We start from the raw sequence: 26,179 nt of genomic DNA on the forward strand, positions 1-26,179 counted from the left end.
TATTGAAGAAGGTTTACGTTTCGCGATCCGCGAAGGTGGCCATACAGTAGGCGCTGGTGTTGTTACAGCTATCGAAGCATAATCTAACAGAATCGTAGATTCTAAATACGAAAAGCGACCGCAAGGTCGCTTTTCGTGTTCTAATTAGGGTTATAGGACAAAATGAGTTGGTAAAAAATTTCTATACTCTTTGTAATTAGTCTTCCAACATAGGTATCCCTATGAATATATAGGTATTTGTACTTACAATCCTATATCTTTCATAATGGAGTTTGTTGTTAAACATGATATGATAGATGTATAGAATCTTAGATGATTATAAGAATTTATGATGTATGGGTGCATAAATTTTGTTGTCATAGGCATAGTATAAGTGCGTATTGTATAGTATAATCAAAATATATAAATTGATAATTTTTATCATATATAATGTAAGACATATCGTATATAATGATAGTAGTAAGAATAGTGCTAATATTACGATTACAACTATTAGTAATAGGAGTGTAAATGATATCTATTCCTTGAAATATAAAATGATAAGGAGGTTTTCATGAGTACAATCACAACGATGCCTGTTTCTATGGAAGGCTGGCAAGAGGAACAACAATCTTGGAATCAAACGTCTAAGTTCTTCGTCAATATGCACAAGCGCGAGGATCGGGTGGCACAAGTGGTGGGTTTTGTAGGACGATTACAAGAACTAGGTATCCATCCAGCAGAAGGAGAAACAGCTCTTGATGTAGGCTGTGGTACTGGTGACTATGCGATGGGACTTGCTCGTAATGGGGTGAAAGTAACGGGTGTGGATCTTTCTACTGGCATGTTAGAAGGGGGCAAGGTCATTAGCGAACAAGAAGGACTTTCACTAGATTTATGGTTGGGACCATGGTCCGAAGAGGCACGACAAGCACTAGGGTGGGATAAACAATTCGACTTGGTGTACAGCATTTTCTGTCCGATTATGTCGGATACAGCTAATTTACAAGTATTACATCGGGCGAGTCGCAAGCATTGTTTATGTATCATGTTCGCCGATCGGAAAGATGAATATTTAGATGCCATTTACTCCGAACGATACGGTGTAAGTGGTAGCCCATGGGAATCCATGTTGCAAGATTGCTTGGGTACAGTCAACGAAATTGGAAAGAATGTCAACATTACCTACAAAACGGTGGAAGAAGTGGAAACCTTGACTGTTGATGAGGCAGTGGATTATTTCTGCTTGCGCGTGCATCGTAAAGTGGGCGGTGACTTGGAGATAATCAAAGAAGAAATTCGTGAGTTCTTATCTGCGAAAGCTATAGATGGTAAATTAGAAAACCACACAACGGATACCATTGCGTGGATTTCGTGGCAAGTCTAATCTTCTGCATGTGTAAGATACAGACTGTATTGGCGGATAATAGTATGCACATAACCTATAGGGGTATACGTACTTTATTAGTGTAAACATAGTGTATCAGTACATGCTAGCTGTATCAGTATTGCAGGATACATAAGCATACACCGTCTATATAACAATACAAGCCTGTAAACACTTGGGCATATAACTCTGTCTTTACAGGCTTTATAATAAAAGTTACATATAAGGTAAAAGCCACCTGACTCGTATGGGGCCGAGTAGGTGGCTTTTTGTGATAACTATTGGTGTGTATGGGAAGTCACCGTTATCACATATGTAAGTAGTTTGAAAGGCTGGAACGTATGAGATTTCATAGTTCCTGTCGAGTATCACATCGACAAATATAGTATAGCAATACGATAGGACTAAGTAAAATACGGATAATATGGAAATTGTTATAGCATACAGCTATATCATAAACATAAGGAGAAGGTAGCTTGCCTATGACGCAGACTTCAGTGGCGGAGAAGAGAATGATAAAAATGTTTGTATTTGGTTGACAAGGTCTCTTTTTTTGAATGTATCTAAGTGTAAGGACTTGGTACTAAGAAAGGAGAACAATATGGAAATGAGTACAGTCATGAAAAAAGAATTACATTTAGTCTTTACGGACACATCTAAGGAAGAAGTGAGCATCGTAGTAGGATTCCCAAAAGAAGGTGTGACCAAATCTGAAATTGATGCAGTAGGTCAGCTTATGGTGGAAAAAGATGTGCTTCGTGGTCGCAAAGATCAACGCTTGACTAGCTTTCAACGTGGTACATTAGTAACCACAGAATCTACAGTGGTAGCATAAGGAGGGAGTACAGTATGACAACAGCAATGGTGACTAAATTACAATTACAATTTAAAAAAGGTGAAGGTGCGCACAATGTGAAAGTAGCAAACTTTGCCTATGTGAACGAAGCAGCGTCTAATGAAGACATCAAAGCCGTAGGTGATGCATTAGGTAAATTATATGCATACCCATTGGTGGGAGTTGTTCGTAATAACGCGATCACTTTGGCCGCCTAGTATGGACAAGCTTGAAAAAGTAGTTAAAATTATTAGAATTGCCTTATGGGTGTATAAGTGGTTGAAACGATAAGGTAGGATAGAACCTTTAGACAGAGGTGCCACGCATACCCTAGAGGTATATGTAAACATTAGTATATAGGAACTTAGTGCCAAGGATTACCGTAGCCATCTTGCTAAGTAGTAGCAAGGTGGCTATTGTTATGTCTATATACCTGAAAGTAGGGAATTTGTTGAGCTAACATTATATAAAAGAAACGGTAAAACCTGAATCCCTCTTGGAGAGATTCAGGTTTTGTGATAAGCCCTACCATCAATTAATAGTTAGAATATTCTAATTTTTGTTGTACTAAAGCAATAGCCTTTTTATACTTTTTGTGCATGCCTTGGCGGCTCATTCCATATGATTCAGCCATATCACTAATGGATTTACCTTGAAATAAAATTTGTTCTAGTAATTTTGCGTGGCTTGTATTGATACGTGAAAGTGCCTCTTTCAACGCTACTATTTGTAGGTTGGCGAGGGCGGTCTCTTCTGTATCATCCTCTGAGGGAATGTGGATGATAGGATTTGTATCATCATTATCTTCGTGTAGCAAAGACTCGTGATTCCATTGTTGAAGGCTACTGCGGAAAAGGTTCATTTCCCTGTAATGGATACGAGATTTTACAAAACCTGCAAATGGGACTTTGCCGTTCAAATCATAGGTTTGGATAGCTGTTAAGAATGTTTCCCATAATGTAGCCTCTAAATCATGTTCTAGGCTGCGGAGTTGACGTACATGAGAGTACCGTGTGATAAGTGGTACATAGCGATGACATAAAATGACAGTAGCAGATGTATGACCTGCTTGGGCTAAGGCGACTAGCTCTTCATCGGTATAAGAATCTTCTCCGAAATCGGGGCGTGCCGCTTGAAGACATTTGGTAATATACGATGTTGCCATAGTATCTCCTCCTTTTAGGAAAGAACTTATCACTATAATACTAGTTGATGTGTCATCCAGTTCATTAGTTTTGGCAAACACCTCCTAGCTCTTGTTAATTAGAATGGGAAATAGATTATGGTGCAAGCGCTTGTACTGTTGATTAGAATTATAAAACAAGAAATGAGAAAAGTCATCAATAAAATAATCAAAATTGCTCATAAATATCAAATTGGCATATAGAATTTGAAAAATATAATGCATATGCTAGTTATTTCTAATGGTATATAAGCGGATTATAAAAGTCGATATAATTAAAGGTTACTCACTTGTGATGCTATGCAGCCTGTGGCGGTCGAATATCCTAATACTGGCAAAATAAGCCCGTAACACACCCCTTCACAAGCTATACAGTGGTTATGCTTGCTCAGGGGTATGTTACGGGCTTTTGTGTTTGTACGGGTAGTCAGTAAGCGAGCGCCACAAAGGCTGCTACGCCTAAATGCGTTCCTCAGCGGGATTGAGGGGTATGTTACGGGCTTTTGTGTTTGTGCGGGTAGTCAGTAAGCGACCGCCACGAAGGCTGCTACGCCTAACTGCGTTCCTAGGGAATTGAAGAGCGTGGCACATCCCTCCGCAAATTTACGTTACACTGAGATTTGCTTCGGGATATGCCACGCTCTTCTTGTGTTTGTGTGATTTAGTCAGTAAGACCGCCACAAAGGCTGTTACGCCTAACTGCGTTCCTCGGTGGGGGGGATTGTTGTAGGTGTACCATACTTATAAGGAATCTTTGGGTTGGATTTTACTTCTCTTAATATATGGCTAGAATCTGATTAGAATATGATCAAAATATAAGAAATAGTTTCAATTAACTTCTATGGTTTGTCTAGTTTTGTGCTATAATGAAATTAAGAGTCATCAACGTGTTGTTGGGCTCATCTCTTCCTACTTTGGGAGGAGGTGGTTTCTATGAAGTTTTGGAAAAAGTTACTTTTAGTAGTAAAATTTTTGAAATTAATTATAGATATTTGTCGTTTCTTTAACTAGAAATGATAAAGCCTAACGTAAAAAATAAGTGTTCGTAGCACTTATACACGTTAGGCATCATCATATTTCGTAATATTTGAGATGAGCCTAACGCCACTGACACGTTGATGGCTCTTCTTGTTTACGTCTATATTGTAGCATATGTTAAGAAAAAATACTACTTTTTAGTTTGTGTAGCCAGTGAATCGTCACTTGTTAGTCTATGCAGTCTGTGGCGGTCCTAACTGAATATAGCAAAGGGAAGAGCGTGGCACATCCCTCCGCAAATTTACGTTACACTGAGATTTGCTTCGGGATATGCCACGCTCTTCTTGCGTTTGTTTGATTTAGTCAGTAAGATCGCCACAAAGGCTGCTACGCTTCACTGCGTTCCTCAGCGGGATGTTGTTTGTTCGGGGGCGTACCGTGCTCTTCTTGTGTTTGTGCGTGTAGTTATTAAGCGACCGCCACAAGGCTACTACGCCTAACGGCGTTCCTCAGGTGGGTGTATTGTAGGTGCACGATACTTATATGGAATCTTTGGGTTGGATTTTACTTCTCTTAATATATGGATAAAATATGATCAGAATATAAGAACTAGTTTCAATTTACTTCTGCGGTTTGTCTAGTTTTTTGCTATAATGAAGTTAAGAGTCATCAACGTGTTGTTGGGCTTATCTCTTCCTACTTTGGGAGGAGGTGGTACTATGAAAAAGTTTAGAAAAATCAATGTATTGATTTTACTTCTTAAATTAATAGTACAGCTCATTGAGTTGTTTAAATAACCAATGAAAAAGCCCAACGGATAAGGTCTTGTACACCTTAACACGTTAGGCTTATCCATTTCTAGAATCTTTAGAGATGAGCCTAACGCCACTGACACGTTGATGGCTCTTCTTGTTTACGTTTATATTGTAGCATATGTTAAGAAAAAATACTACTATAGATCTACTCATAGCCTAGCACAGTTTGCGAAGAAATATTAGTGCTTTTACTGTGATGGGGATGCTGTAAATTTTGGCTACAGTATCCATGATTATCTTTCTTGTGAAATCAGTATACTTCGTTTAGTGTGCTATAATAAAGATAATGATAGAAAGATATCTTTACTTAATTGTATAACGAAATTGGACATTGATTAAAATAAAAAAGCAGATGTTTTTGCTTAATTATGTAATGAAAATGAACGCTCGATACAATAAAAATCTAGATATTTGTATAGTGCTATATATGACAGTGTTATATACAATCACAGATACATGTTCAGTTCTGGTAACTACTGGTAATACAAATATATTACATGCACTACGGTAAAGGGAATGCGATGCAGATAGTAACTACACAGCTTGGGATTGATCAAACGGCTCAAGATATAGATAGTCTTTTAAGGACTCTGTTAAAAGATAAGACGACACAACGGAATATTGTTTGGGCATCTCCATCCTATGAGGGGATGGGAAAGTCCTTTTGTAGTGATCAACCAATACGAAGGAATCTCTTGGTGGGTAAACATCAAGCGATTGTACAACCAAGGGTGGCAAAGCATGCTCGTAAGCAAGAGCAACGAACACGGTCTAGTGGTGAGGTGTTTACGCCACCGTGGTTAGTGGAAAAACAGGTGTCAGCGGTGTTAGAGGAATGGAACGATATGCCCTTGAAAGAGTGGGTTGGTCTTCGCTGGTTAGAGCTTGCCTGTGGGGAAGCACCGTATATCGTGACTCGCTACGACTCTGTGACGGGCGATAGTATTCCAGTGCTAAAACGAGTAGGATGTTTAGATAGAAAACTACAACGAATTAGCCAAGAGGTGACTTCGGAAAAGGAATTTATCAAGCTAGCAAAATTAGCTTATGAAAGTACCTATGGGTATGAACTGCAAGGGGATTCCTTGCTATTAGCACGAGAAAATTTATTGCTATCCTTCTGTGAACATTATGAACAGACATTTGGTATATTGCCAACGATTAAAACGGTGAAAGCCATCGCTACTATCATCGTGTATAATATCTTTCAAATGAATGGATTGACGAAACGGACGCCATATTCGGATCAATCTGTGAAAGAAATGCAAATGAATTTGTTTGATACAGAAACAGATAGTACCCCTGCGCCTCAAGGGGATATGTTGACCGTTGTGAAAGATTGGAAGCATAAGGAATTAGTCACCATAGAGAGTATTAGCAAAGGAGAGGGACAGATGAAGTTTGATGTTGTTATAGGGAATCCGCCGTATCAGGAGCAAACAGAAGGTACAAGTGACAAGCCTATCTATAATTATATGATGGATGGAGCTGAAGAGGTATCGGATAGAGTGTGTTTAATTACTCCGGCTCGATTTCTATTTAATGCGGGAAAAACTCCGAAGGAATGGAACCGCAAAAAATTGAACGATCCTCATTTTAAAGTGTTGTACTATGAACAAGACTCATCAAAGGTGTTTCCTAATACAGATATTAAAGGTGGAGTGGCAATTACCTATACAGATAAAGAGAAAGAGTTTGGGGAAATTGGTACGTTTACCGCTTTTCCTGAATTAAATAGTATATATCATAAGGTATATGAATTTGATGGATTTGAAACATTTAGCGATTTAATATATGCTCCTGAAAGTTATAAATTAACAGATAAGCTACATAGTGATTATCCAGATGCAGAAATGAAATTAAGTAAAGGTCATAAATATGATGTAACAACGAATATATTTGATAAACTGCCGGAGGTATTTAAATCTGAACTATCAAATGGAGATATGCGAGAAGATTATATTCAGATTATAGGACGCGAAAATAATGCTAGGGCTTATAAATGGGTTAGAAGAGACTATATTAATGGACCAGAAAATTTAGAGAACTATAAGGTGATTTTACCTAAAGCAAATGGTACAGGTGCTATAGGGGAAGTGTTATCCACACCCCTAATCGGGGAACCCCTAATCGGGCACACACAAACTTTTCTATCTGTTGGGAATTTTGAAACCGCTGATGCTGTAAATTCATGTATGAAATACATCAAAACAAAGTTCGCTAGAACTTTGTTAGGAATCCTTAAAATCACTCAAGATAATAAAAGAAATACTTGGCGTTTCGTCCCCCTCCAAGATTTTACGGTCGATTCTGATATCGACTGGTCACGGTCGATTGAAGATATCGACCGTCAGTTGTATCGCAAATATGGGCTTTCACAAGAGGAGATAGAGTTTATTGAATCGAAAGTGAGGGCTATGGACTGATGAGAACGACCATACAAACGAAAAAACAAGTGGAACCAAAGATTTATGCCTATACGTTACCGGCTGTGCCAAGTCATGAAGGTTGGATTAAGATTGGCTATACGGAGCGAGAGGTGCAGGTTCGTGTGAATGAACAGGTCCATACGTCTGGTGTCGATGCAGCTATTTTGTGGCATCATGACGCAGAATATACGGAGGAACCCAATAAAGGGATTAACTTTAAAGACTATGACTTTCACCAGTTTTTAACATATCATGAAGTGGAGCGTAAGCCGAGAACGGAATGGTTTTATTTTAATGGGCATCCTGAAGCTGCAGAGGACCTTTTTCATAAGTTTACGCGTCATGATGTGTCGGGGTACCAACCGGGTCAACAGTGTGAGTATGTGTTGCGGATGGAGCAAGACCGAGCTGTTAGTAAGACCTTGGAGTATTTTTTATCCCATGACAAAGGGGAGTTCCTTTGGAATGCGAAACCACGATTTGGTAAAACCTTAGCGGCCTACGATTTAGTGAAGCGCTTAGACGTGATGAATGTATTGGTCCTCACCAATCGTCCAGCGGTAGCTAATTCTTGGTATGATGACTTTCACAAATTTATAGCAGGGAATACAAAGTATAAATTCGTAAGTAGTACAGAATCCTTAAAACATCGCCCAGCTATGAGTCGTGATGAGTTTATGGACTATGCGAGGGATTGTGAAGAGGTAGGGCAAATTGCGTTTATTAGCTTACAAGATTTGAAAGGGTCTATCGATTTTGGTGGGCAACATAATAAATTAGATTGGGTAGCTAAGTTAATGTGGGATCTTGTGATTATTGATGAGGCCCATGAAGGTGTTGATACTTGGAAAACAGATTTTGCATTTAAGAAGATTCAAAGTAGATGGACACTTCATTTATCGGGTACTCCTTTTAAATCCATCGGGTCAGGTCGTTTTGGAGAGGAACAAATTTACCATTGGTCCTATGCGGATGAACAACGGGCGAAACAAGAGTGGGACCCTCATAGTGAAAGTGAAAACCCCTATGAATCCTTGCCAGAACTCAACATGTTTACCTATCAAATGTCACATATGATTACAGATGTGGTACGAGAAGGAGTACACATTGATGGGGAAACCTATGACTTTGCCTTTGATTTAAATGAATTTTTCGCCACGAAAGAGAGCGGAGAATTTATCCATGTTGATGCGGTAAAAGCTTGGTTAGATACATTGACACGGAATGAGAAATATCCGTTTTCGACAAAAGAGCTGCGAAATGAACTAAAGCATACATTCTGGCTCTTAGATCGAGTAGACTCCGCAAAAGCATTGAAACGATTACTGGAAGAACATCCTACCTTTGAAAATTATGGTATTGTATTGGCGGCTGGTTCTGGTAATGCCTATACGTCCGATGAGGGAAATGAAAATCTTCGTTCTTTGGAAGCGGTACGAACAGCGATTAAGGATCATGAACGGACTATCACACTTTCAGTAGGTCAGCTCACCACAGGCGTGACGGTACCAGAGTGGACGGGTGTCATGATGCTGTGCAATATGAAGTCGCCTGCCTTATATATGCAAGCGGCATTTCGAGCACAAAATCCTTATGCTTGGATAGAAAAAGGTGTGCATTATCGTAAAGAGCGTGCCTACGTATTTGATTTTGCACCAGAACGAACTCTCATAGTGTATGACCAATTTGCCAATGATTTACGGTCTACTACTGCTAATGGGGCTGGAACGAGTTCGGATAGAAAAGAAAATATTGGGGAGTTATTGAACTTTTTCCCTGTCATTGCAGAGGATACAGATGGTCGCATGGTGGAAATCGATGCTACTCAAGTGTTGACCATACCTCGACAAATTAAGGCACAAGAGGTTGTGAAACGTGGATTTATGTCGAATTTCTTGTTTGATAACATGGCGAATGTATTCCGAGCAACGCAAGCTGTTTTGGATATTTTGGAAGAACTGCCAGTGGCTGACCAAGGTAGAATTACGATGGGCGAAGAACTTGCCATTGAAGATGTGGAATTGGATGAGGATAATCGTCCAGTGGTGCCAGAGGGAATTGTAGTCAATCGTCAGGGTGAACTGTTTGGAGATAGATTACGCACCTCTATTGAGCACATTGAAAGTACGGTACGTCATCAGGAAACGAAACCAACAGCGGACGAGATTATTAGACAGGTTACTGATCCTTATATTACGCCTATCGTTGAGGAAATGAAAGATACCTACGGTCTGAAAAATAGAAGCTCACAACGCCTTGAAAAAGAGGTAAAAAGTGCCATAGAAGATACGGTTCGTAAGAATAATGCTAATCAAGAGATAGCGATTGCTCATACACAGCGGGAATTTACCGATAAGATGAACGAAGCAACTAGTGAAGCGGAAAAAGAAGAACTGATTGTGAAGCGTGAGGAAGCAATTCGTGCCGTAGAAGAAGAACATCAAGCGAAATTGGCTGACAAATTGAAGGACACGTTAGAAAACTTGCCAAAACAATTAATTCGTCAACAAGAGGAAGAGGTATTACAAAAACGGGTGAATGGTGACGAAGAAAAAATTCGTGGTCATTTGCGTGGATTTGCGAGAACAATACCAAGTTTCTTGATGGCGTATGGGGATATGAATCTTACCTTAGAGAACTTTGATACCTATGTAGATGAAAATGTATTCTTGGAGGTAACGGGAATTACATTGGAACAGTTTAGGTACTTGCGAGATGGTGGCGAAGGGTTCGCTGGACAGTTATTTGATTCGTCAACATTTAATGAGTCTATTCAAGAGTTCTTACGAAAAAGGGTGGAATTAGCGAATTACTTTGAAGATAGCTCAGAAGATATTTTTGACTACATTCCACCACAACAAACGAATCAGATTTTTACACCGAAAAAAATAGTGAAACAAATGGTAGATGCATTAGAAACAGAGAACCCTCATATATTTGAAGATTCTTCTAAAACATTTATTGATTTGTATATGAAATCTGGGTTGTACATCGCTGAAATTGTGAAACGTTTATATAATAATCCTGCGATGAAAGCTGAGTTTCCCAATGATGAAGACCGTTTAGCACATATTCTGGAACATCAAGTATATGGATTTGCCCCATCTACGATTATTTATAAAATTGCTATGAATTTTATCTTTGGACCTATTGGTGAAAGTGTTTGTCGAGATCACTTTGTACAGGTGGATACAATTCCGTATGCGAAAGAAGGAACCATGCAAGAATTAGTGGATGCCCACTTCGGGTAGTGACGTTTCTTGTAACGCTATGCAGCCTGTGGGTCGTCTCTTGTAACGCTATGCAGTCTGTGGCGGTCGTAACTGAATAGGATAAAGGGAAGAGCGTGGCACATCCCTCCGCAAATTTACGTTACACTGAGATTTGCTTCGGGATATGCCACGCTCTTCTTGTGTTTGTGTGATTTAGGTAGTAAAGACCGCCACAAAGGCTGCTACGCCTAACTGCGTTCCTTAGGGTTTTTAGTAATTATCATTAACGTTATGTGTGATTTGTGCTATAATAAAATTGAAGAGCCATCAACGTGTTGTTGGGCTCATCTCTTCCTACTATGGGAGGGGGTGGTTTCTATGAAATTTTGGAAAAAATTACTTTTAGTAGTAAAATTTTTGAAATTTATTATAGATATTTATCGTTTCTTTAATTAGAAATGATAAAGCCTAACGTAAAAGATAAGTGTTACGAGCACTTATACACGTTAGGCATCATCATTTTTACTAGATTTGAGATGAGCCTAACGCCTTGGACACGTTTGTGGCTCTTCTTATTTACAATTATATTGTAGCATACTTTCAGTAAAAATACTACTTATTAGTCTATGAAGCCTGTGAATCGTCACTTGTTCCGCTATGCAGTCTGTGGCGGTCGTAACTGAATAGGATAAAGGGAAGAGCGTGGCACATCCCTCCGCAAATTTACGTTACACTGAGATTTGCTTCGGGATATGCCACGCTCTTCTTGTGTTTGTGTGATTTAGGCAGTAAAGACCGCCACAAAGGCTACTACGCCTAACTGCGTTCCTCAGGAAATTGAAGAGCTCGGTATACCCCCTCTCAAACGGTATTTCATAATGTTTGTTCGGGGGCACACCGTGCTCTTCTGGTGTTTGTTTGATTTAGTCAGTAAAGACCGTCGCAAAGGCTACTACGCCTAACTGCGTTCCTTTGGGAATTGAAGAGAGTGGCACATCCCTCCGCAAATTTACGTTACACTGAGATTTGCTTCGGGATATGCCACGCTCTTTTTGTGGTTGTGTGATTTAGGTAGTAAGCGACCGCCACAAAGGCTGCTACGCCTAACTGCGTTCCTCAGGGGGATGTGTATTATAATAAGACTTGAATAATTATTTCTATAATTATATTGGTAGGAAATGTTAGAGGGTTTATAGTATTTTTAAAGAATTGTGTAGATAGGTGGTACATGGTGTGCTACCGTACTGCAGCATGTATGTGGTATAATTTAGTTAAACTAAAGAACGAGGTGCATCTATGCAATTCAAAGAGTTTGATGACCTGAGTATTCAGGATAATTTCATCTTTGAAAAAGTTATGCGTGAGAAATCTATCTGTAAAGGATTGTTGGAACGGTTGTTAGAGGTTCCGATTCGGGATATTGCCTACATTGAAACGGAAAAGACGATGGACTCAAGTCTTGATGGTAAGGGAATCCGTTTGGATGTGTATGTCAGTGATGATAAGGGGACGGTATATAACATTGAAATGCAAACATACAAGAATATGTCAGAGATGATAAAGCGGACGAGATTCTATCATGCTGGAATTGATCACTATTGTATGGAAAAGGGCGACGACTATGTAACCTTGAATGATTGTTATGTTATCTTTATTTGCACGTTTCCTATATTTTCTGGAAAGCGACACAAGTATACCTATATAAAAACATGTAGAGAAGAACAGGGAGAAGAATTAGGAGATGGCACAACAACTATATTTTTAAGTACAAAGGGACAAATGAATGATGTATCAGAACTGTTGCAGAACTTTTTAGACTATGTAGATGGAAAACCACCAACAGATAGTTTGGTACAACAGATGGACGAGGTAGTAAAAGTTGTAAAGCAGAGTAAAGAATGGAGAGGTGAGTATATGAAATTAGAAATGGATCGGAAGAAGTATTGGCGTGAAGGCATGGTTCTAGGTGAAACTAAAGGAAAGATTGATGCGATTATTGGTATGCTACATGAAAAATTATCAGTAGAGATGATTGCTCGTATTACCAATATGTCTGTAGAGCAAGTGATTAAAATCGGAAAAGAGCATGCGCTCTTATAAAACGTCACTTGTTCCGCTATGCAGCCTGTGGCGGTCGTAACTGAATATAGCAAAGGGAAGAGCACGGTATACCCCCTCTCAAACGGTATTTCATAATGTATCGTCTCTTGTAACGCTATGCAGCCTGCTACGGTCGCATACCGTAATACTGGCAAAATAAGCCCGTAACACACCCCTTCACAAGCTATACAGTGGTTATGCTTGCTCAGGGGTATGTTACGGGCTTTTCTGTTTGTGCGAGTAGAGTAGTCAGTAAGCGACCGCCACGAAGGCTGCTACGTCTAACTGCGTTCCTCAGGGGTGGGGCGGGGTACATCGTACTTTTCTGGGGGATATATCATTGTGACTCTAGTGATGGTGATAAAGAGCTAGTATCCACGGAGGAATATTTGCAAATTTGTAGACTTGCTATTTTGTTATAGGTAGTGACTATATATAATAATATGTATCCTGTATAAGGATAAATGTACGTATATTGTTGACATATGATGGACATCTTAGTATACTTAATTCATCGTTATTCGATAGGTTTTACGGGAAAGTGAGGTGGATTGTGTGCCTATACGAGTGGTGAAAGGGCTACCTGCTATAGGGAAGCTTTCAGAAGAGAATATATTTGTCATGGATTCTGAACGGGCTGAATCACAAGATATTCGCCCCCTACATTTGGTGGTGGTTAACTTGATGCCTCGGAAGGAAGCGACGGAGATTCAACTGTTGCGGGCATTGAGCAATACACCGTTACAAACAAAGGTTACTTTTCTGTATATGACGTCCTATACAGCGAGTAACACGAGCCAAGAATACTTGGAAACGTTTTATAGGACTTTCGAGGAAATCAAGGATCAATACTTTGATGGTTTGATTATTACCGGTGCCCCTGTGGAGCAAATGCCATTTGAGGAAGTGGATTATTGGGATGAGCTTTCAGAGATTATGGAATGGAGCAAATCCCATGTGTGTTCGACCCTCTACATTTGTTGGGGAGCCCAAGCAGGGATTTATAAGCACTTCGGTATCCACAAGGAAGAATTGCCTAGCAAGTTGTTCGGTGTATATGAACAAGAAGTGCAGAACACGAAACCCATGCTTATGCGTGGTCTAGATGAACTCTTCTATATGCCTCATTCACGGCATACGACGGTGAGTGAAAGGGAAATCAACGCTCACCCTCAGTTGGAAGTGCTAGTCCGCGCGGATAAGACTGGTGTTGGTATCGTTAGGTCCTATGATAATAAACATGTGTTTGTCTTTGGACATCCTGAATATGATAGAGATACTTTATATCAAGAGTATGATCGGGATAGAAAGTTAGGGTTAGATATTGAGATTCCAGAAAATTATTTCCCTGGAGATGACCCGACGAAGGATCCTATCATTCGATGGCGATCCGCATCGACTATACTCTATACAAACTGGTTAAATTATTATGTGTACCAAGAAACACCATACGAGGTCAGTGAATTACAATCGAGACCGATTGAAGAAACATATATACTAGACTGGGTGATTTAATCCTAGTTAAACTTAGTAAAGATTTAAGAATAGTGAGGAAAGTAACATGAGCAATTACAAATTTGAAACATTACAATTACATGCAGGTCATACAGTGGACGCAACAGGTTCCCGTGCGGTGCCAATTTATCAAACAACTTCCTATGTATTTAAAGATGCAGAACAAGCAGCAGGTCGTTTTGCCTTAACTGATGCAGGTCCTATCTACACTCGTTTAGGTAATCCTACACAAGACGTATTAGAAGGTCGTGTAGCTGCTTTAGAAGGTGGCGCAGGTGCTATCGCCGTAGCCTCTGGTTCTGCAGCGATTACGTATGCTATCCAAAACGTAGCATCTGCTGGCGATAACATTGTAGCAGCATCCACATTGTACGGTGGTACTTACAACTTATTCAGTGCCACATTGCCACGCTTCGGTATTACTACAAAATTCGTGAACCCAGATAATTTAGAAGAATTCAAAGCAGCTATCGACGACAACACAAAAGCTGTGTATGTAGAATCTATTGGTAACCCAGGGGCAAACCTTGTGGACTTGGAAGCTATCGCTGAGATTGCTCATGCACACGGTATCATTGTAATCGTGGACAATACATTCGGTACTCCATACTTGTTCCGTCCATTTGAACACGGTGCAGACGTAGTGGTTCACTCCGCAACTAAATACTTAGGCGGTCATGGTACAACTATCGCTGGTGTGATCGTGGAAAGTGGTAAGTTCGACTACAAAGCAAGCGGTCGTTATCCTGGATTCGTAGAAGGTGATGTACATTATAATGGTTTAGTATATGGCGATCTTCCAATTCCTTTCACTGTGAAAGTACGTGCTCAATTATTGCGTGACACTGGGGCAGCCATTACTCCACTAGCAGCATGGTTGATTATTCAAGGTATTGAAACATTGTCCTTGCGTGTGGAACGCCATGTAGAAAACACTCGTAAAGTAGTAGATTTCTTGGTAAACCATCCAAAAATTGCTTATGTAAATTATCCTGAATTACCAAACAGCCCATACAAAGCGTTGGCTGATAAATACTTCCCGAATGGGGTTGGTGCAGTATTCACATTCGGTGTGAAAGGTGGCAAAGAGGAAGGTATCAAATTCGTTGACGCTCTTGAAATCTTCTCTAACCTTGCGAACGTGGCGGATGCGAAATCCTTGGTTATCCATCCAGCAAGTACAACACATGCCCAATTGAGCCCTGAGGAACAATTGACAGCAGGTGTAAAACCAGAACAGTTGCGTGTATCCATCGGTATCGAAAACGTTGAGGATATCATTGCTGACTTAGCACAAGCATTGGACAAACTGTAAGATATAGTCACTATATAATACTATAATAAGGGAACTCACTTCGGTGGGTTCTCTTTTTGTTGCGTAGATAGGGATGGATATTTTCTAAGAACGTTATCGTTACAAGATGGGTTATAGGATAACATAATCTAAGGGTATCATAAGATATATGATTAATTTAATAGAGAGAAGTTGATTGATGACGCCAATGTTCCTATGTGTTAGGGTTTTATCATATATGATTTTATACTATATTCAGCAGGTGCAGCTACCTCTAAGTATATTTTATAGTCATAGGGGGAGTATCGTCAGAACTGGTGCTGATATGTATGAATATTGGTTTGGGGATACACAATATCATAAACAAACAGTGTGACGTAGTGCTTAGATGCTTGTAATAAGCCATTTATGGTATACTAGATATATAATTGTGCTAGGTAACAATACAATGATATGGCAAAACTTATTAGAGGTTTATATATATGTGTTAATGTTAGCGGTGTATAGAAATCAACATCGGATGTATAGAGGTATCACTAAGAAAGGAAATAAACGAATGAAAAGCAAACTAGTTGAAAATACATGGTGGAAAGCTGTGGTATGTGGCATGGCGATGGTTACTTTCACAGGTGTTGTAGGTATAGCACATGCTATGGAGGCAAAGCCGGTGCAGGATTTGACAAAGGAGATAGGAATGGTGCAAGCCGTCGATACCCAAGGAATAGATGGGGAACATTTCGTATTACAAAAGGAGAATGCTACACCAGAGAAGAGGGGGCTCTATATTAGCCACCGACCAGCTCATTTTCGGGTGAATATGTATGGCACTGTGAAAGGTGTTCATTGGATTGATAAGGTAGTTCCTACAGATAGTGGACATATGGTCGGTATCTTAGTAGATTTTGACGAGAATACGACTATGATGATCACGAGACGAGATAACAAGCCAACGCAAGGTGTTTTTCAGGAGCGGTGGAATACGACGTGGTACGACCAACCAATACAGGGAATGACCGATGAGGAGTATATGGCAATTTGGCGACGGGAGGATTCTCGGACATTTGAAAAGTATATACAGCTTACAGGTGGATTGCTGTGGAGAGAAGATATGACGGCGGCTCGTTGGGATCGGTCGGTACAAATGACTCCGGAAGGACCAAAGGTGCGTTTTACGGTGGACATGATTTTGAAAGATGACCCTACACATCGGTATGTGATTACATTTACTTATGATGATATCCAAGAGTATAGTATAGAATCATTGAAACACTTAGTGGATATTCTGGAGTATTTGCCAGATGAAAGTGAGGCAGATGCTCAGCAAAACGAAAAGCAACAGACTGAGGAGCAGAGAGACCCTTCACTAGTAGACGAAGGGTATAGTCTACCATCTGCATTGCTGTCAGACATGTGGATGGAAACGAAGGATGTAACGAACCTTGAAGACCTGTACCATCAAGAGTTAAGCCAAAACAAGCCATCGGTGCGTAAAGAACAGGAATTAAGAATTACCGATGAAGGGATTACCTCTCAATCTACTTGGGATGATACGAGCAAAACGAAGGTGACTATCCAGCGGTCTGGTCGAATAGAGCTGGAGAAAGAATGAGTTAGCGCAAATATTTTGTGAAAATTGGTATAGATCAAGGGAGAACATACTATGAAGAGTATTACAGGGAGAAATCATACAACAATGAAGAAGACATTTTGGAAAGCTTTAGCATGTGGTATAGCGATTAAAACTTTATCAGTTATGCCCTTGATTTATGAATTTTGTCTATATATAATGTGAGTAGAGCAGTTTGGTCGTATACTTTTGAAATGAGGTGTATAGATATGGGGACGCATTTACAATCAATGGAATCTATGCCAGAGTATGAAGAGTTTTGTATTTGCTTAGGCAGAAAAATTGCTTGGGTTAGACGTTGTCAGGGTCTTTCACAGAAAGAATTATCTAAACGATGTGGTATTAGTCCAAGCTATTTAGCAAAAATTGAAGGAGCCAAAGGGTCGTTAGGTACATCGGTACAGGTATTGTATTTGATTGCCAAGACGTTGCGAGTTGATGTAGCAACCTTGGTGTGTCATGATGAAGTCGATTACCAGCGGGTACGGATGTATAAGATCAAGCAACGGATAATGGGATACGAATCAAATCAGTTACACTAACTGGATGGGAATTAGTTTTTTGGATAGATATCTAGTTGATAATATAATTATTATCAAAATACATATTGAGAAGGAATAATTGAGAATGTGAGGAGCTATAGTTATTGTTTGTATATTTAGTTGAATACAAATGATAAATTCTATCAAATAGTATAATACATGGACTCAGCGATACAAAAAATGCAACATTAATTGTAAAAATTGGATAGAAAAAGTATGCAGAAGTATTTGACAAGACTAAAAAAACGTGCAATAATGAGAATATAAAAAGGTAAGTACCTTAGTTAAATGATAATCATAAAGTTAGCGAATTTCTATTTTTTATGGAGGTGTCTCATGCGCGTTATTGGTGATGCATGCATTAAATGTGGTTCTTGTGCTTCTGTTTGTCCAGTAGGAGCAATTTCTGAAGGCGAAGTTAAATACGAAATCAACGATACTTGTATCGATTGCGGTTCTTGCGAATCCGTTTGCCCAGTAGCAACAATCACAGCTGAATAATTCAAGCAAATAACAAACCCCGTAAACATACGTGTTTACGGGGTTTTCTCGTTTTCTATTTACTCTAATTTTAGGCGTTTTCGATTCGGTTGCTCAACCGTTGCTCAACCTTTTTGAGGCTCTCATCATGTTACTCGTTTTGCTTGTGTATGATTCTGTCAAAATCAGAGAATACTTTCTGCGTACGATTAAATTCTTTATACTCAGTAACTGCTTTCTTATCAGCTTGTAGTTTTGAAATATGCCCTTTATTAGTGAGCACTTCGTATTCGTTGAAAGATAGGAATTTATCTACGCTTTCAGCAAAGGCTTTCATGGTGAAAGTATGTTTTCGTTCGATGATGCCTTCGATATAGTCAAAAAAGGAGGATACAGTTCGTTCTAGTTTACGTATTTCGTCTGCGGTTAAATAATTTTTTGCGATGGTTACATCGGATTTATGAATGCGCCCATGAGGGGAGCTTTTCCAAGTTTGTAATCCCATGTGTGGTTTATCTCTATCAACGGCATTATAAATAATTTCAGCTGCAGTTTTGCCTGTGATAGCATAATGGAATTTGTTTTGCACCATAGCGTAAAATTGGCGGGTGAAAGGATCCTGTACATCGTAATCAACGGAGCATTCTGCGAATATATCTGTAATTTGTTGATAGATTTGACGTTCGCTAGCTCGAATGGATTGAACTCTACGTAAAAGTTCTTTAAAATAGTTTTGACCGAATGGAGTACCATTTTTTAACATATCATCGTTGAGGGCAAAACCTTTCACAATATACTCACGCAATACCTTTGTAGCCCAAATACGGAATTGTGTAGCCTCTTTGGAGTTTACACGGTAGCCAACAGCTATGATGGCGTCTAGGTTGTAGAAAGTGATGGTGCGAGTTACTTTTCTGGTACCCTCTAAGCGAACTATTGGAAATTTTCCAATAGTTGACTCTTCTGATAATTCTTCAGAATCAAATATTTCTTTTAAATGATAATTAATGGTGGATATATCAACGCAAAACAACGTCGCCATATCTTTTTGTGTCATCCAAAATGTTTCGTCTTTAAATAAAACGTTAGTTGAAATATTTTCTTCTCCTGATTGGTAGATAATCACATCACCATGTAAAGCAGAATCGATAGGAATCATGATAGGCCTCCTTAGTGTTATGTACTGCTCTTTCTTTTACTTATATTACATCTTATAAGAGGGGCAAAGTCAAGAAGAAATGGGATAACATTTATATAGAGGCAGAGATATCTAAAGTATTAGGGGGTAGAGTGATATTGAAAATCTATTAAATCTATGGGATAATAGAATAAATAAAAAATCGCTGTTGGTCTACTGGCACGACGATAATATATTGTTATAAAGATGCGGTTCGAATCCGCATACAACGCTTTTTAGTACTCTAAAGTAATAGGGGGCTTTTATATTATAATTCATAAGGAGATACTATGGAACGCATTTTTAAACTACAAAATTTGAATTGTGCCAATTGCGCTAGCGTGATTGAAACAAAATTAAATCAACTAGAATCTGTGTCAGCAGCAACTTTCACGCTTGGCACCCAGCAATTGCGTATTACCTCTAGTATAGAAGATACAGATATGTTACGAGATCAAATCCAAGCGGTGTGCGATGCTACGGAAGATGGCGTAGTAGTGGTACCATTTGTGCGTGCACCTAAAAAAGCACAACAAGTAGAGGATGACCATGAGCATAATTCTAGTTTAGCGGGGATTATTATAGGCGCTATCGTGATAGTGGTAGCAGAGTTTACAAATTGGGTGCCAGAGCAATACATGACTCCATTATTAATTGTAACCTTTGTTGTACTAGGTTGGCGCATTGTATGGGCAGCAATTAAGAATTTCATGAAAGGTAAATTATTCGATGAAAACTTCTTGATGTCTGTTGCTACTATTGGTGCGTTAATCATCGGTGAATATGTAGAGGCTGTTTGGGTTATGTTGTTCTTCCAAATGGGTATTTATTTTGAGGAACGTGCTACAGAACGCAGTCGTAATGCGGTTATGGATGCAGTGGATCTTCGTCCAGAAGAAGTGCGTTTGATCGTTTGCGATGGCAGCGTGCAGGTGGTGAACCCAGAAGATGTACAAGTCGGATCTCATATCGAAATTCGTCCTGGTGATCGTATTCCATTGGATGGCCGTATTGTAGAAGGTACTACACGTATCGATACAGCAGCGGTAACTGGTGAACCAGTTCCAGTGAGCGCTACCGTAGGTACAGAAGTGATGTCTGGTTGCATCAATGTGGATGGACGCATTGTCTTAGAAGTAACGCATGAATTAAAAGATTCCATGGTTATGCGTATTCTCGATGCTGTGGAACATGCAGCGGCATCAAAACCAAAGATTGACCGTTTTATTACTCGTTTTTCTCGTGTATATACACCAATCGTAGTAGCCTTGGCGATTATCGTTGCCGTAGTACCTCCTCTATTTACAGGAGAATGGCAATATTGGATTTATACAGCGTTAACATTCTTAGTAGTATCTTGCCCATGTGCTCTTGTATTGTCTGTGCCTTTGGCATTCTTCTCTGGTATCGGTGCTGGTTCTAAACAAGGTATCTTGTTCAAAGGTGGCAAGGCGATCGAGGCTATGAGTCGCGTGAAAGCGATTGCTTTCGACAAAACTGGTACTATCACAACAGGTACTTTCAATGTACAAACAGTAGAAGTAGCTGGTACTTATACAGATAATGAAGTGTTGCAATATGCAGCGACTCTAGAAGCTGGTTCTACACACCCGATTGCTATGTCCATTGTAGAAGAAGTACAGCGTAGAGGAGTAGAGTTTAATACGGCTAAGGATGTAAAAGAAATCTCTGGTCATGGTATGGTAGGCATTGTAGAAGGCCATACCGTATTGGTTGGTAATGGTCGTTTATTAGAAACAGAACATGTAACGGTACCAACCATTGAACATGTATATGGTAGTGAAGTATTCGTAGCTATTGATGGTCAATATGTAGGTCGTATCGTCATTGCCGATGCTGTGAAAGAAGATTCTAAAGAGGCCATCCGTCGTATGAATGGAAAAGGATATCATACAGTGATGCTCACAGGTGATGTGGCATCCAGTGCGAACCATATTGCCCAAGAAGTAGGTATCCAAGGTGTGCGTGCCGAGTTATTACCACAAGATAAACTGGAGGTTGTCCAATCTCTTCGTAATGACTATGGCTCTGTCATGTTCGTAGGTGATGGTATCAATGACGCGCCTGTATTGACAGGTGCTGATGTAGGCGGTGCTATGGGTAGTGGTGCAGACTCTGCCATTGAAGCGGCAGACGTAGTATATATGAACTCCAACCTAGATTCCGTATGGCGTTCTTTAAGCATTGCAGAACGTACCTTGTCCATTGCATGGCAAAATATTTTCTTCGCTATTGCTGTAAAAATTATCGTTATGGTGGCTGGTGTATTTGGCTTTGCAAATATGTGGGTGGCAGTTTTTGCAGATACAGGGGTATCCATTCTTTGCATCTTTAACTCTGTCCGTATTTTCTACAGTAAATAATATAAGTCCTCCTGCTAGCATGTACGCCCAACTATATAGCAGGAGGCATTGTGATATCTTCCCCCTTTTTTGTAGGTATACAAGGTATATGTCACTACATAACAACTATACAGCGAAGAGGACTTGGCCATTAGGCTAAGTCCTCTTTGTCGTGTAGGGACATAGTCTACCAGCTCATTTTGTCCTATAACCCTCTTTTTAGCACTCTAAGTAATAGGGTGCTTTTTTATTATCGAAATGAGATAAAACTAGGGATAAAAAAATAATAAATGAATACATAATCATATATTGACAAAATAGAATTTTGTAGATATAATAAACATATGAATAAACACTCAAGTATAAAACGTATGTAATATATCAATAAAAAGGAGCTACTATGGAACGCATTTTTACATTACAAAATTTGAACTGTGCAAATTGCGCTAGTGTCATTGAAGAAAAATTAAATCAATTAGAATCTGTGTCGGCAGCGACTTTCACAATTGGTACGAAACAATTGCGGATTACCTCTACCGTAGAAGATACGGATGCTTTGCAAGAACAAATCCAAGCGGTTTGTGATGCTACAGAAGATGGTGTTGTGGTTGTACCATTTGTGCGAGCAGCTAAAAAAGAAAGCAACCATGAACATGATCATGAGCATAATTCTAGTTTAGTGGCCATTATTGTAGGTGCTATCGTGATGGCAGTAGCAGAGTTTACTAACCTTGTACCAGAACAATATATGACTCCATTGTTAATCGTAACATTTATTGTATTAGGATGGCGTATTGTATGGGCAGCTATTAAAAATGGTATGAAAGGTAAATTCTTTGATGAGAATTTCTTGATGTCCATTGCTACTATCGGCGCTTTAATCATTGGTGAATATGCAGAGGCCGTAGGCGTTATGTTGTTCTTCCAAGTAGGGATTTATTTTGAAGAACGTGCTACAGAGCGCAGTCGTAATGCGGTCATGGATGCAGTGGATCTTCGTCCTGAAGAAGTACGTTTAGTTCTATGTGATGGTTCTGTAGAAGTGGTGAATCCAGAGGATGTACAAGTAGGATCTCATATTGAAATTCGCCCTGGCGATCGTATCCCATTGGATGGTCGTGTCGTAGAAGGGACTACACGAATCGACACAGCAGCGGTGACAGGGGAACCTGTTCCTGTAAGCGCTACAGTAGGCACTGAAGTCATGTCTGGTTGTATCAATGTGGATGGCCGCATTGTCTTAGAAGTGACTCACGAATTAAAAGATTCCATGGTTATGCGTATTCTCGATGCCGTGGAAAATGCAGCGGCATCGAAACCAAAAATCGACCGATTCATTACTCGTTTCTCTCGTGTATATACGCCAATCGTAGTGGCATTGGCTATCATTGTTGCCGTAGTACCTCCATTATTCACAGGAGAATGGCAATATTGGATTTATACAGCTTTAACTTTCTTAGTAGTATCTTGCCCATGTGCTCTTGTATTATCTGTGCCATTGGCATTCTTCTCTGGCATTGGTGCTGGTTCTCGACAAGGTATCTTGTTCAAAGGTGGTAAAGCAATCGAGGCTATGAGCCGTGTGAAAGCCATTGCTTTCGATAAAACTGGTACCATCACAACAGGTACTTTCAACGTACAAACAGTAGAAGTAGCTGGTAAGTATACAGAAAACGAAGTGTTGCAATATGCAGCAGCCTTAGAAGCCGTATCTACACACCCAATTGCGATGTCCATCGTAGAAGAAGTACAACGTAGAGGGGTAGAGTTTACTGCGGCTAAGGATGTGAAAGAAATCTCTGGTCACGGCATGGTAGGCACCGTAGAAGGTCATACTGTATTAGTCGGCAATGGTCGTTTGTTGGCGAAAGAAAATATTGCAACCCCATTGATTGATTATGTGTATGGTAGTGAAGTATTCGTAGCCATTGATGGTCAATACGCAGGTCGTATTATCATCGCCGATGCTTTAAAAGCTGATTCTAAAGAAGCAATCCGTCGCATGAACGGCAAAGGATATCAAACAGTGATGCTTACAGGTGATGTGGCAGCTAGTGCGAAGTACATTGCTCAACAAGTAGGTATCCAAGGAGTACGTGCTGAGTTATTACCACAAGATAAATTAGAAGTAGTACAATCTCTTCGAGGCGATCATGGTTCTGTCATGTTCGTAGGTGATGGTATCAACGACGCGCCTGTATTGACAGGTGCCGATGTAGGCGGTGCTATGGGGAGCGGTGCAGACTCTGCCATCGAAGCAGCGGATGTAGTATACATGAACTCTAATCTAGATTCTGTATGGCGTTCCTTGAGCATTGCAGATCGTACATTATCCATTGCTTGGCAAAATATCTTCTTCGCCATTGCTGTGAAAATTATCGTTATGGTAGCTGGTGTATTCGGTTTTGCTAATATGTGGGTAGCTATCTTTGCAGATACAGGGGTATCTATTCTTTGTATCTTGAACTCTATCCGTATTTTCTACAGCAAATAACATAAGGCCTCCTGCTAGCATGTACGCCCAACTATGAAGCAGGAGGAACTGTGATATCTTCCCTTCCTTGTAGTTATACAAGGCATATATCACTACATAACAACTATACAGCAAAGAGGACTTGGCATTAGGCCAGGTCCTCTTTGTCGTGTAGGGGCATGGTCTACTAACTCATTTTGTTCTATAACCCTTTTATCACCTACCAATGTATTTACTCCTATACGTTGACTGAGCGGAAACAGTGAAAGATTGGTAGAAACTTTCAGTAGAAATCATAAAAAAATTGACGAATCGGCGTCGATTGATTAAGATAAAGGATAGGGTTATTAAGACGTTAAGGAGGTGTCACATGTTAACGGTACACAAACACGTAGAGGGGGAATTGTTTACAGATTCCACTGTACAAGATGCTACAAAAGGTTCATGGATAAATTTGGTGAACCCAGACCCCGATGAGTTGGCTATCGTCAATATGATGACACAGATTCCAACGGACGTACTGAAAGCAGCTTTGGATACGGAAGAACGGTCTCACGTAGAAATTGAAGATGAATATATTTTCGTCGTTATTAACATTCCAGTACTGCGTGGTTCTGATGTATATGATGCAGTACCGTTGGGTGTCTTTGTGACAGAAGATTTCTTTATTACCATCTGTTTAGAAGAAGCCGAGGTGCTCTATCCGTTCTTGAGCAATCAAATGCCAACCTTCTTTACTTTTAAAAAGACAAGATTCCTATTCCAAATTATGTATCGTACAGCGGTACTCTATTTGCGATACTTACAACAAATCGACCGCCGTACGGATGACATTGAAAAAACATTACGACATACGACACGGAATAAAGATTTATTCCAATTGTTGGAATTACAAAAATCCATGACCTATTTTACCTCTGCACTACGTGGTAATGGTACGGTAATGGAACGGATTTTACGTATTCGTCGTCATGATGATGTGCGCTATTTGTTGAAAATCTACGAAGAAGATGAAGATCTATTAGAAGATGTCATCATCGAAAACAAGCAGGCTGTGGAAATGGTTGAAATGTATTCTAATATTTTGATGAATATGATGAATGCCTTTACATCCATTATTTCTAACAATTTGAACTTAGTTATGAAATTATTGGCAGCTATGACAATTATGTTAGCGGTACCAACGGCAATCTTTAGCTTGTGGGGCATCAATGTGCCGGTACCATTTGCAGATACACCATACGGTTTTGAATATGTTATCGGAATCGGTATTAGCTTTGCTGCACTGGCAGGCTATTGGCTTTGGAAAAACGATTTCTTTTAATTGCATAGTAAAATGTAACACACCTAAGGGGCTAACCTCTTAGGTGTTTTGTTGTGTCACTATTCAGGTTACTTATGAAAGTTTCTTATATCTATCTTTAAAAGTCATGAATATTATACAAAGTGAATAAAATTACTATATAGATATTTTTCAATTTGTGTAAAAATAATGATTTAAAATGATATAAATCACAGATAAATGCCTATAAATGTACACTTTCAAACAAGCATGCATTCCATGTCTTGCAATATTCACATTAGTCATTTGACAATTTTGATAAAAGAAATTAACATATTTATGTAATATCTATAATATAGTTGGGCGTAGATATTGATTATGAATGCCTTAAATAAGGGAAGAATATTTTGGGAAAGATATTGCTAAAAGTTGTATAGGGTTATGGGCAAGATGGAGCAAGATTGTCTAAACTATAGCCCTTGCTAACTTAATGTAGATCCACCCAAAG

The 26,179-nt window shown here is 39.5% G+C and carries 17 protein-coding genes; 15 read left to right on the forward strand and 2 right to left on the reverse strand.

Annotated features, from left to right (window positions below):
- The 4 genes from EO125_RS02065 to EO125_RS02080 all read left to right on the forward strand — a co-directional run.
- Window positions 1-82: hypothetical protein (locus EO125_RS02065; protein WP_164726418.1), on the forward strand; the 82-nt coding region annotated here is incomplete at its 5' end.
- A 471-nt stretch (window positions 83-553) separates the two neighbouring features.
- Window positions 554-1,366, forward strand: coding sequence for a class I SAM-dependent methyltransferase (locus tag EO125_RS02070; RefSeq protein ID WP_127147438.1), 813 nt, complete (start codon window positions 554-556; stop codon window positions 1,364-1,366).
- 601 nt (window positions 1,367-1,967) lie between these two features.
- Window positions 1,968-2,201: a DUF2922 family protein gene (locus EO125_RS02075; RefSeq protein WP_127147439.1), complete on the forward strand. Its 234-nt coding sequence runs from the start codon at window positions 1,968-1,970 to the stop codon at window positions 2,199-2,201.
- A gap of 14 nt (window positions 2,202-2,215) precedes the next feature.
- On the forward strand, window positions 2,216-2,419 hold the full coding sequence (locus EO125_RS02080) for a hypothetical protein (RefSeq protein ID WP_127147440.1): 204 nt from the start codon (window positions 2,216-2,218) through the stop codon (window positions 2,417-2,419).
- A 317-nt stretch (window positions 2,420-2,736) separates the two neighbouring features.
- Here EO125_RS02080 and EO125_RS02085 read toward each other — a convergent pair whose 3' ends face one another.
- The gene (locus tag EO125_RS02085; RefSeq protein WP_127147441.1) at window positions 2,737-3,366 is read right to left on the reverse strand and encodes an RNA polymerase sigma factor; all 630 of its coding nucleotides are present in this window, start codon (window positions 3,364-3,366) and stop codon (window positions 2,737-2,739) included.
- A gap of 2,332 nt (window positions 3,367-5,698) precedes the next feature.
- On the opposite strand from EO125_RS02085, the gene EO125_RS02090 reads away from it, so the two are divergent.
- From EO125_RS02090 to EO125_RS02125, 8 genes are all read left to right on the forward strand, one after another.
- Window positions 5,699-7,603, forward strand: coding sequence for an Eco57I restriction-modification methylase domain-containing protein (locus EO125_RS02090; protein WP_127147442.1), 1,905 nt, complete (start codon window positions 5,699-5,701; stop codon window positions 7,601-7,603).
- Complete coding sequence (locus tag EO125_RS02095; RefSeq protein WP_127147443.1) at window positions 7,603-10,857, forward strand: DEAD/DEAH box helicase family protein; 3,255 nt, start codon at window positions 7,603-7,605, stop codon at window positions 10,855-10,857. The genes EO125_RS02090 and EO125_RS02095 overlap by 1 nt, the downstream gene beginning before the upstream one ends.
- A gap of 1,257 nt (window positions 10,858-12,114) precedes the next feature.
- Window positions 12,115-12,918 (forward strand): Rpn family recombination-promoting nuclease/putative transposase, encoded by an 804-nt coding sequence (locus tag EO125_RS02100; RefSeq protein ID WP_127147444.1) that lies wholly within the window; start codon window positions 12,115-12,117, stop codon window positions 12,916-12,918.
- A gap of 555 nt (window positions 12,919-13,473) precedes the next feature.
- Window positions 13,474-14,433 (forward strand): homoserine O-succinyltransferase, encoded by a 960-nt coding sequence (gene metA / locus EO125_RS02105; protein ID WP_127147445.1) that lies wholly within the window; start codon window positions 13,474-13,476, stop codon window positions 14,431-14,433.
- A 46-nt stretch (window positions 14,434-14,479) separates the two neighbouring features.
- Window positions 14,480-15,748, forward strand: a complete 1,269-nt coding sequence (locus tag EO125_RS02110; RefSeq protein ID WP_127147446.1) for an O-acetylhomoserine aminocarboxypropyltransferase/cysteine synthase family protein — start codon at window positions 14,480-14,482, stop codon at window positions 15,746-15,748.
- A 535-nt stretch (window positions 15,749-16,283) separates the two neighbouring features.
- Window positions 16,284-17,336 carry a hypothetical protein gene (locus tag EO125_RS02115; protein WP_127147447.1) on the forward strand — a complete coding sequence of 351 codons (1,053 nt, stop codon included), beginning with the start codon at window positions 16,284-16,286 and terminating at the stop codon, window positions 17,334-17,336.
- A gap of 227 nt (window positions 17,337-17,563) precedes the next feature.
- Window positions 17,564-17,896 carry a helix-turn-helix domain-containing protein gene (locus tag EO125_RS02120; protein ID WP_164726410.1) on the forward strand — a complete coding sequence of 111 codons (333 nt, stop codon included), beginning with the start codon at window positions 17,564-17,566 and terminating at the stop codon, window positions 17,894-17,896.
- Between the two features lie 336 nt (window positions 17,897-18,232).
- A complete protein-coding gene (locus EO125_RS02125) occupies window positions 18,233-18,397 on the forward strand; it encodes a 4Fe-4S binding protein (protein WP_009353470.1) in 165 nt (54 codons plus the stop codon).
- Window positions 18,398-18,527: 130 nt separating this feature from the next.
- Here EO125_RS02125 and EO125_RS02130 read toward each other — a convergent pair whose 3' ends face one another.
- Window positions 18,528-19,535: a virulence RhuM family protein gene (locus EO125_RS02130; protein WP_127147449.1), complete on the reverse strand. Its 1,008-nt coding sequence runs from the start codon at window positions 19,533-19,535 to the stop codon at window positions 18,528-18,530.
- Window positions 19,536-19,843: 308 nt separating this feature from the next.
- Between EO125_RS02130 and EO125_RS02135 the strand changes: the two genes are divergently transcribed.
- The 3 genes from EO125_RS02135 (at window position 19,844) to EO125_RS02145 (ending at window position 25,713) form a co-directional block, all read left to right on the forward strand.
- Window positions 19,844-21,937 carry a heavy metal translocating P-type ATPase gene (locus EO125_RS02135; RefSeq protein ID WP_127147450.1) on the forward strand — a complete coding sequence of 698 codons (2,094 nt, stop codon included), beginning with the start codon at window positions 19,844-19,846 and terminating at the stop codon, window positions 21,935-21,937.
- A 379-nt stretch (window positions 21,938-22,316) separates the two neighbouring features.
- A complete protein-coding gene (locus EO125_RS02140; RefSeq protein ID WP_127147451.1) occupies window positions 22,317-24,410 on the forward strand; it encodes a cation-translocating P-type ATPase in 2,094 nt (697 codons plus the stop codon).
- Window positions 24,411-24,759: 349 nt separating this feature from the next.
- Window positions 24,760-25,713, forward strand: coding sequence for a magnesium transporter CorA family protein (locus EO125_RS02145; protein WP_127147452.1), 954 nt, complete (start codon window positions 24,760-24,762; stop codon window positions 25,711-25,713).
- Window positions 25,714-26,179: the final 466 nt, after the last annotated feature.

This window comes from Veillonella sp. VA139, assembly GCF_003992005.1.
Classification (GTDB): Bacteria; Bacillota; Negativicutes; order Veillonellales; family Veillonellaceae; genus F0422.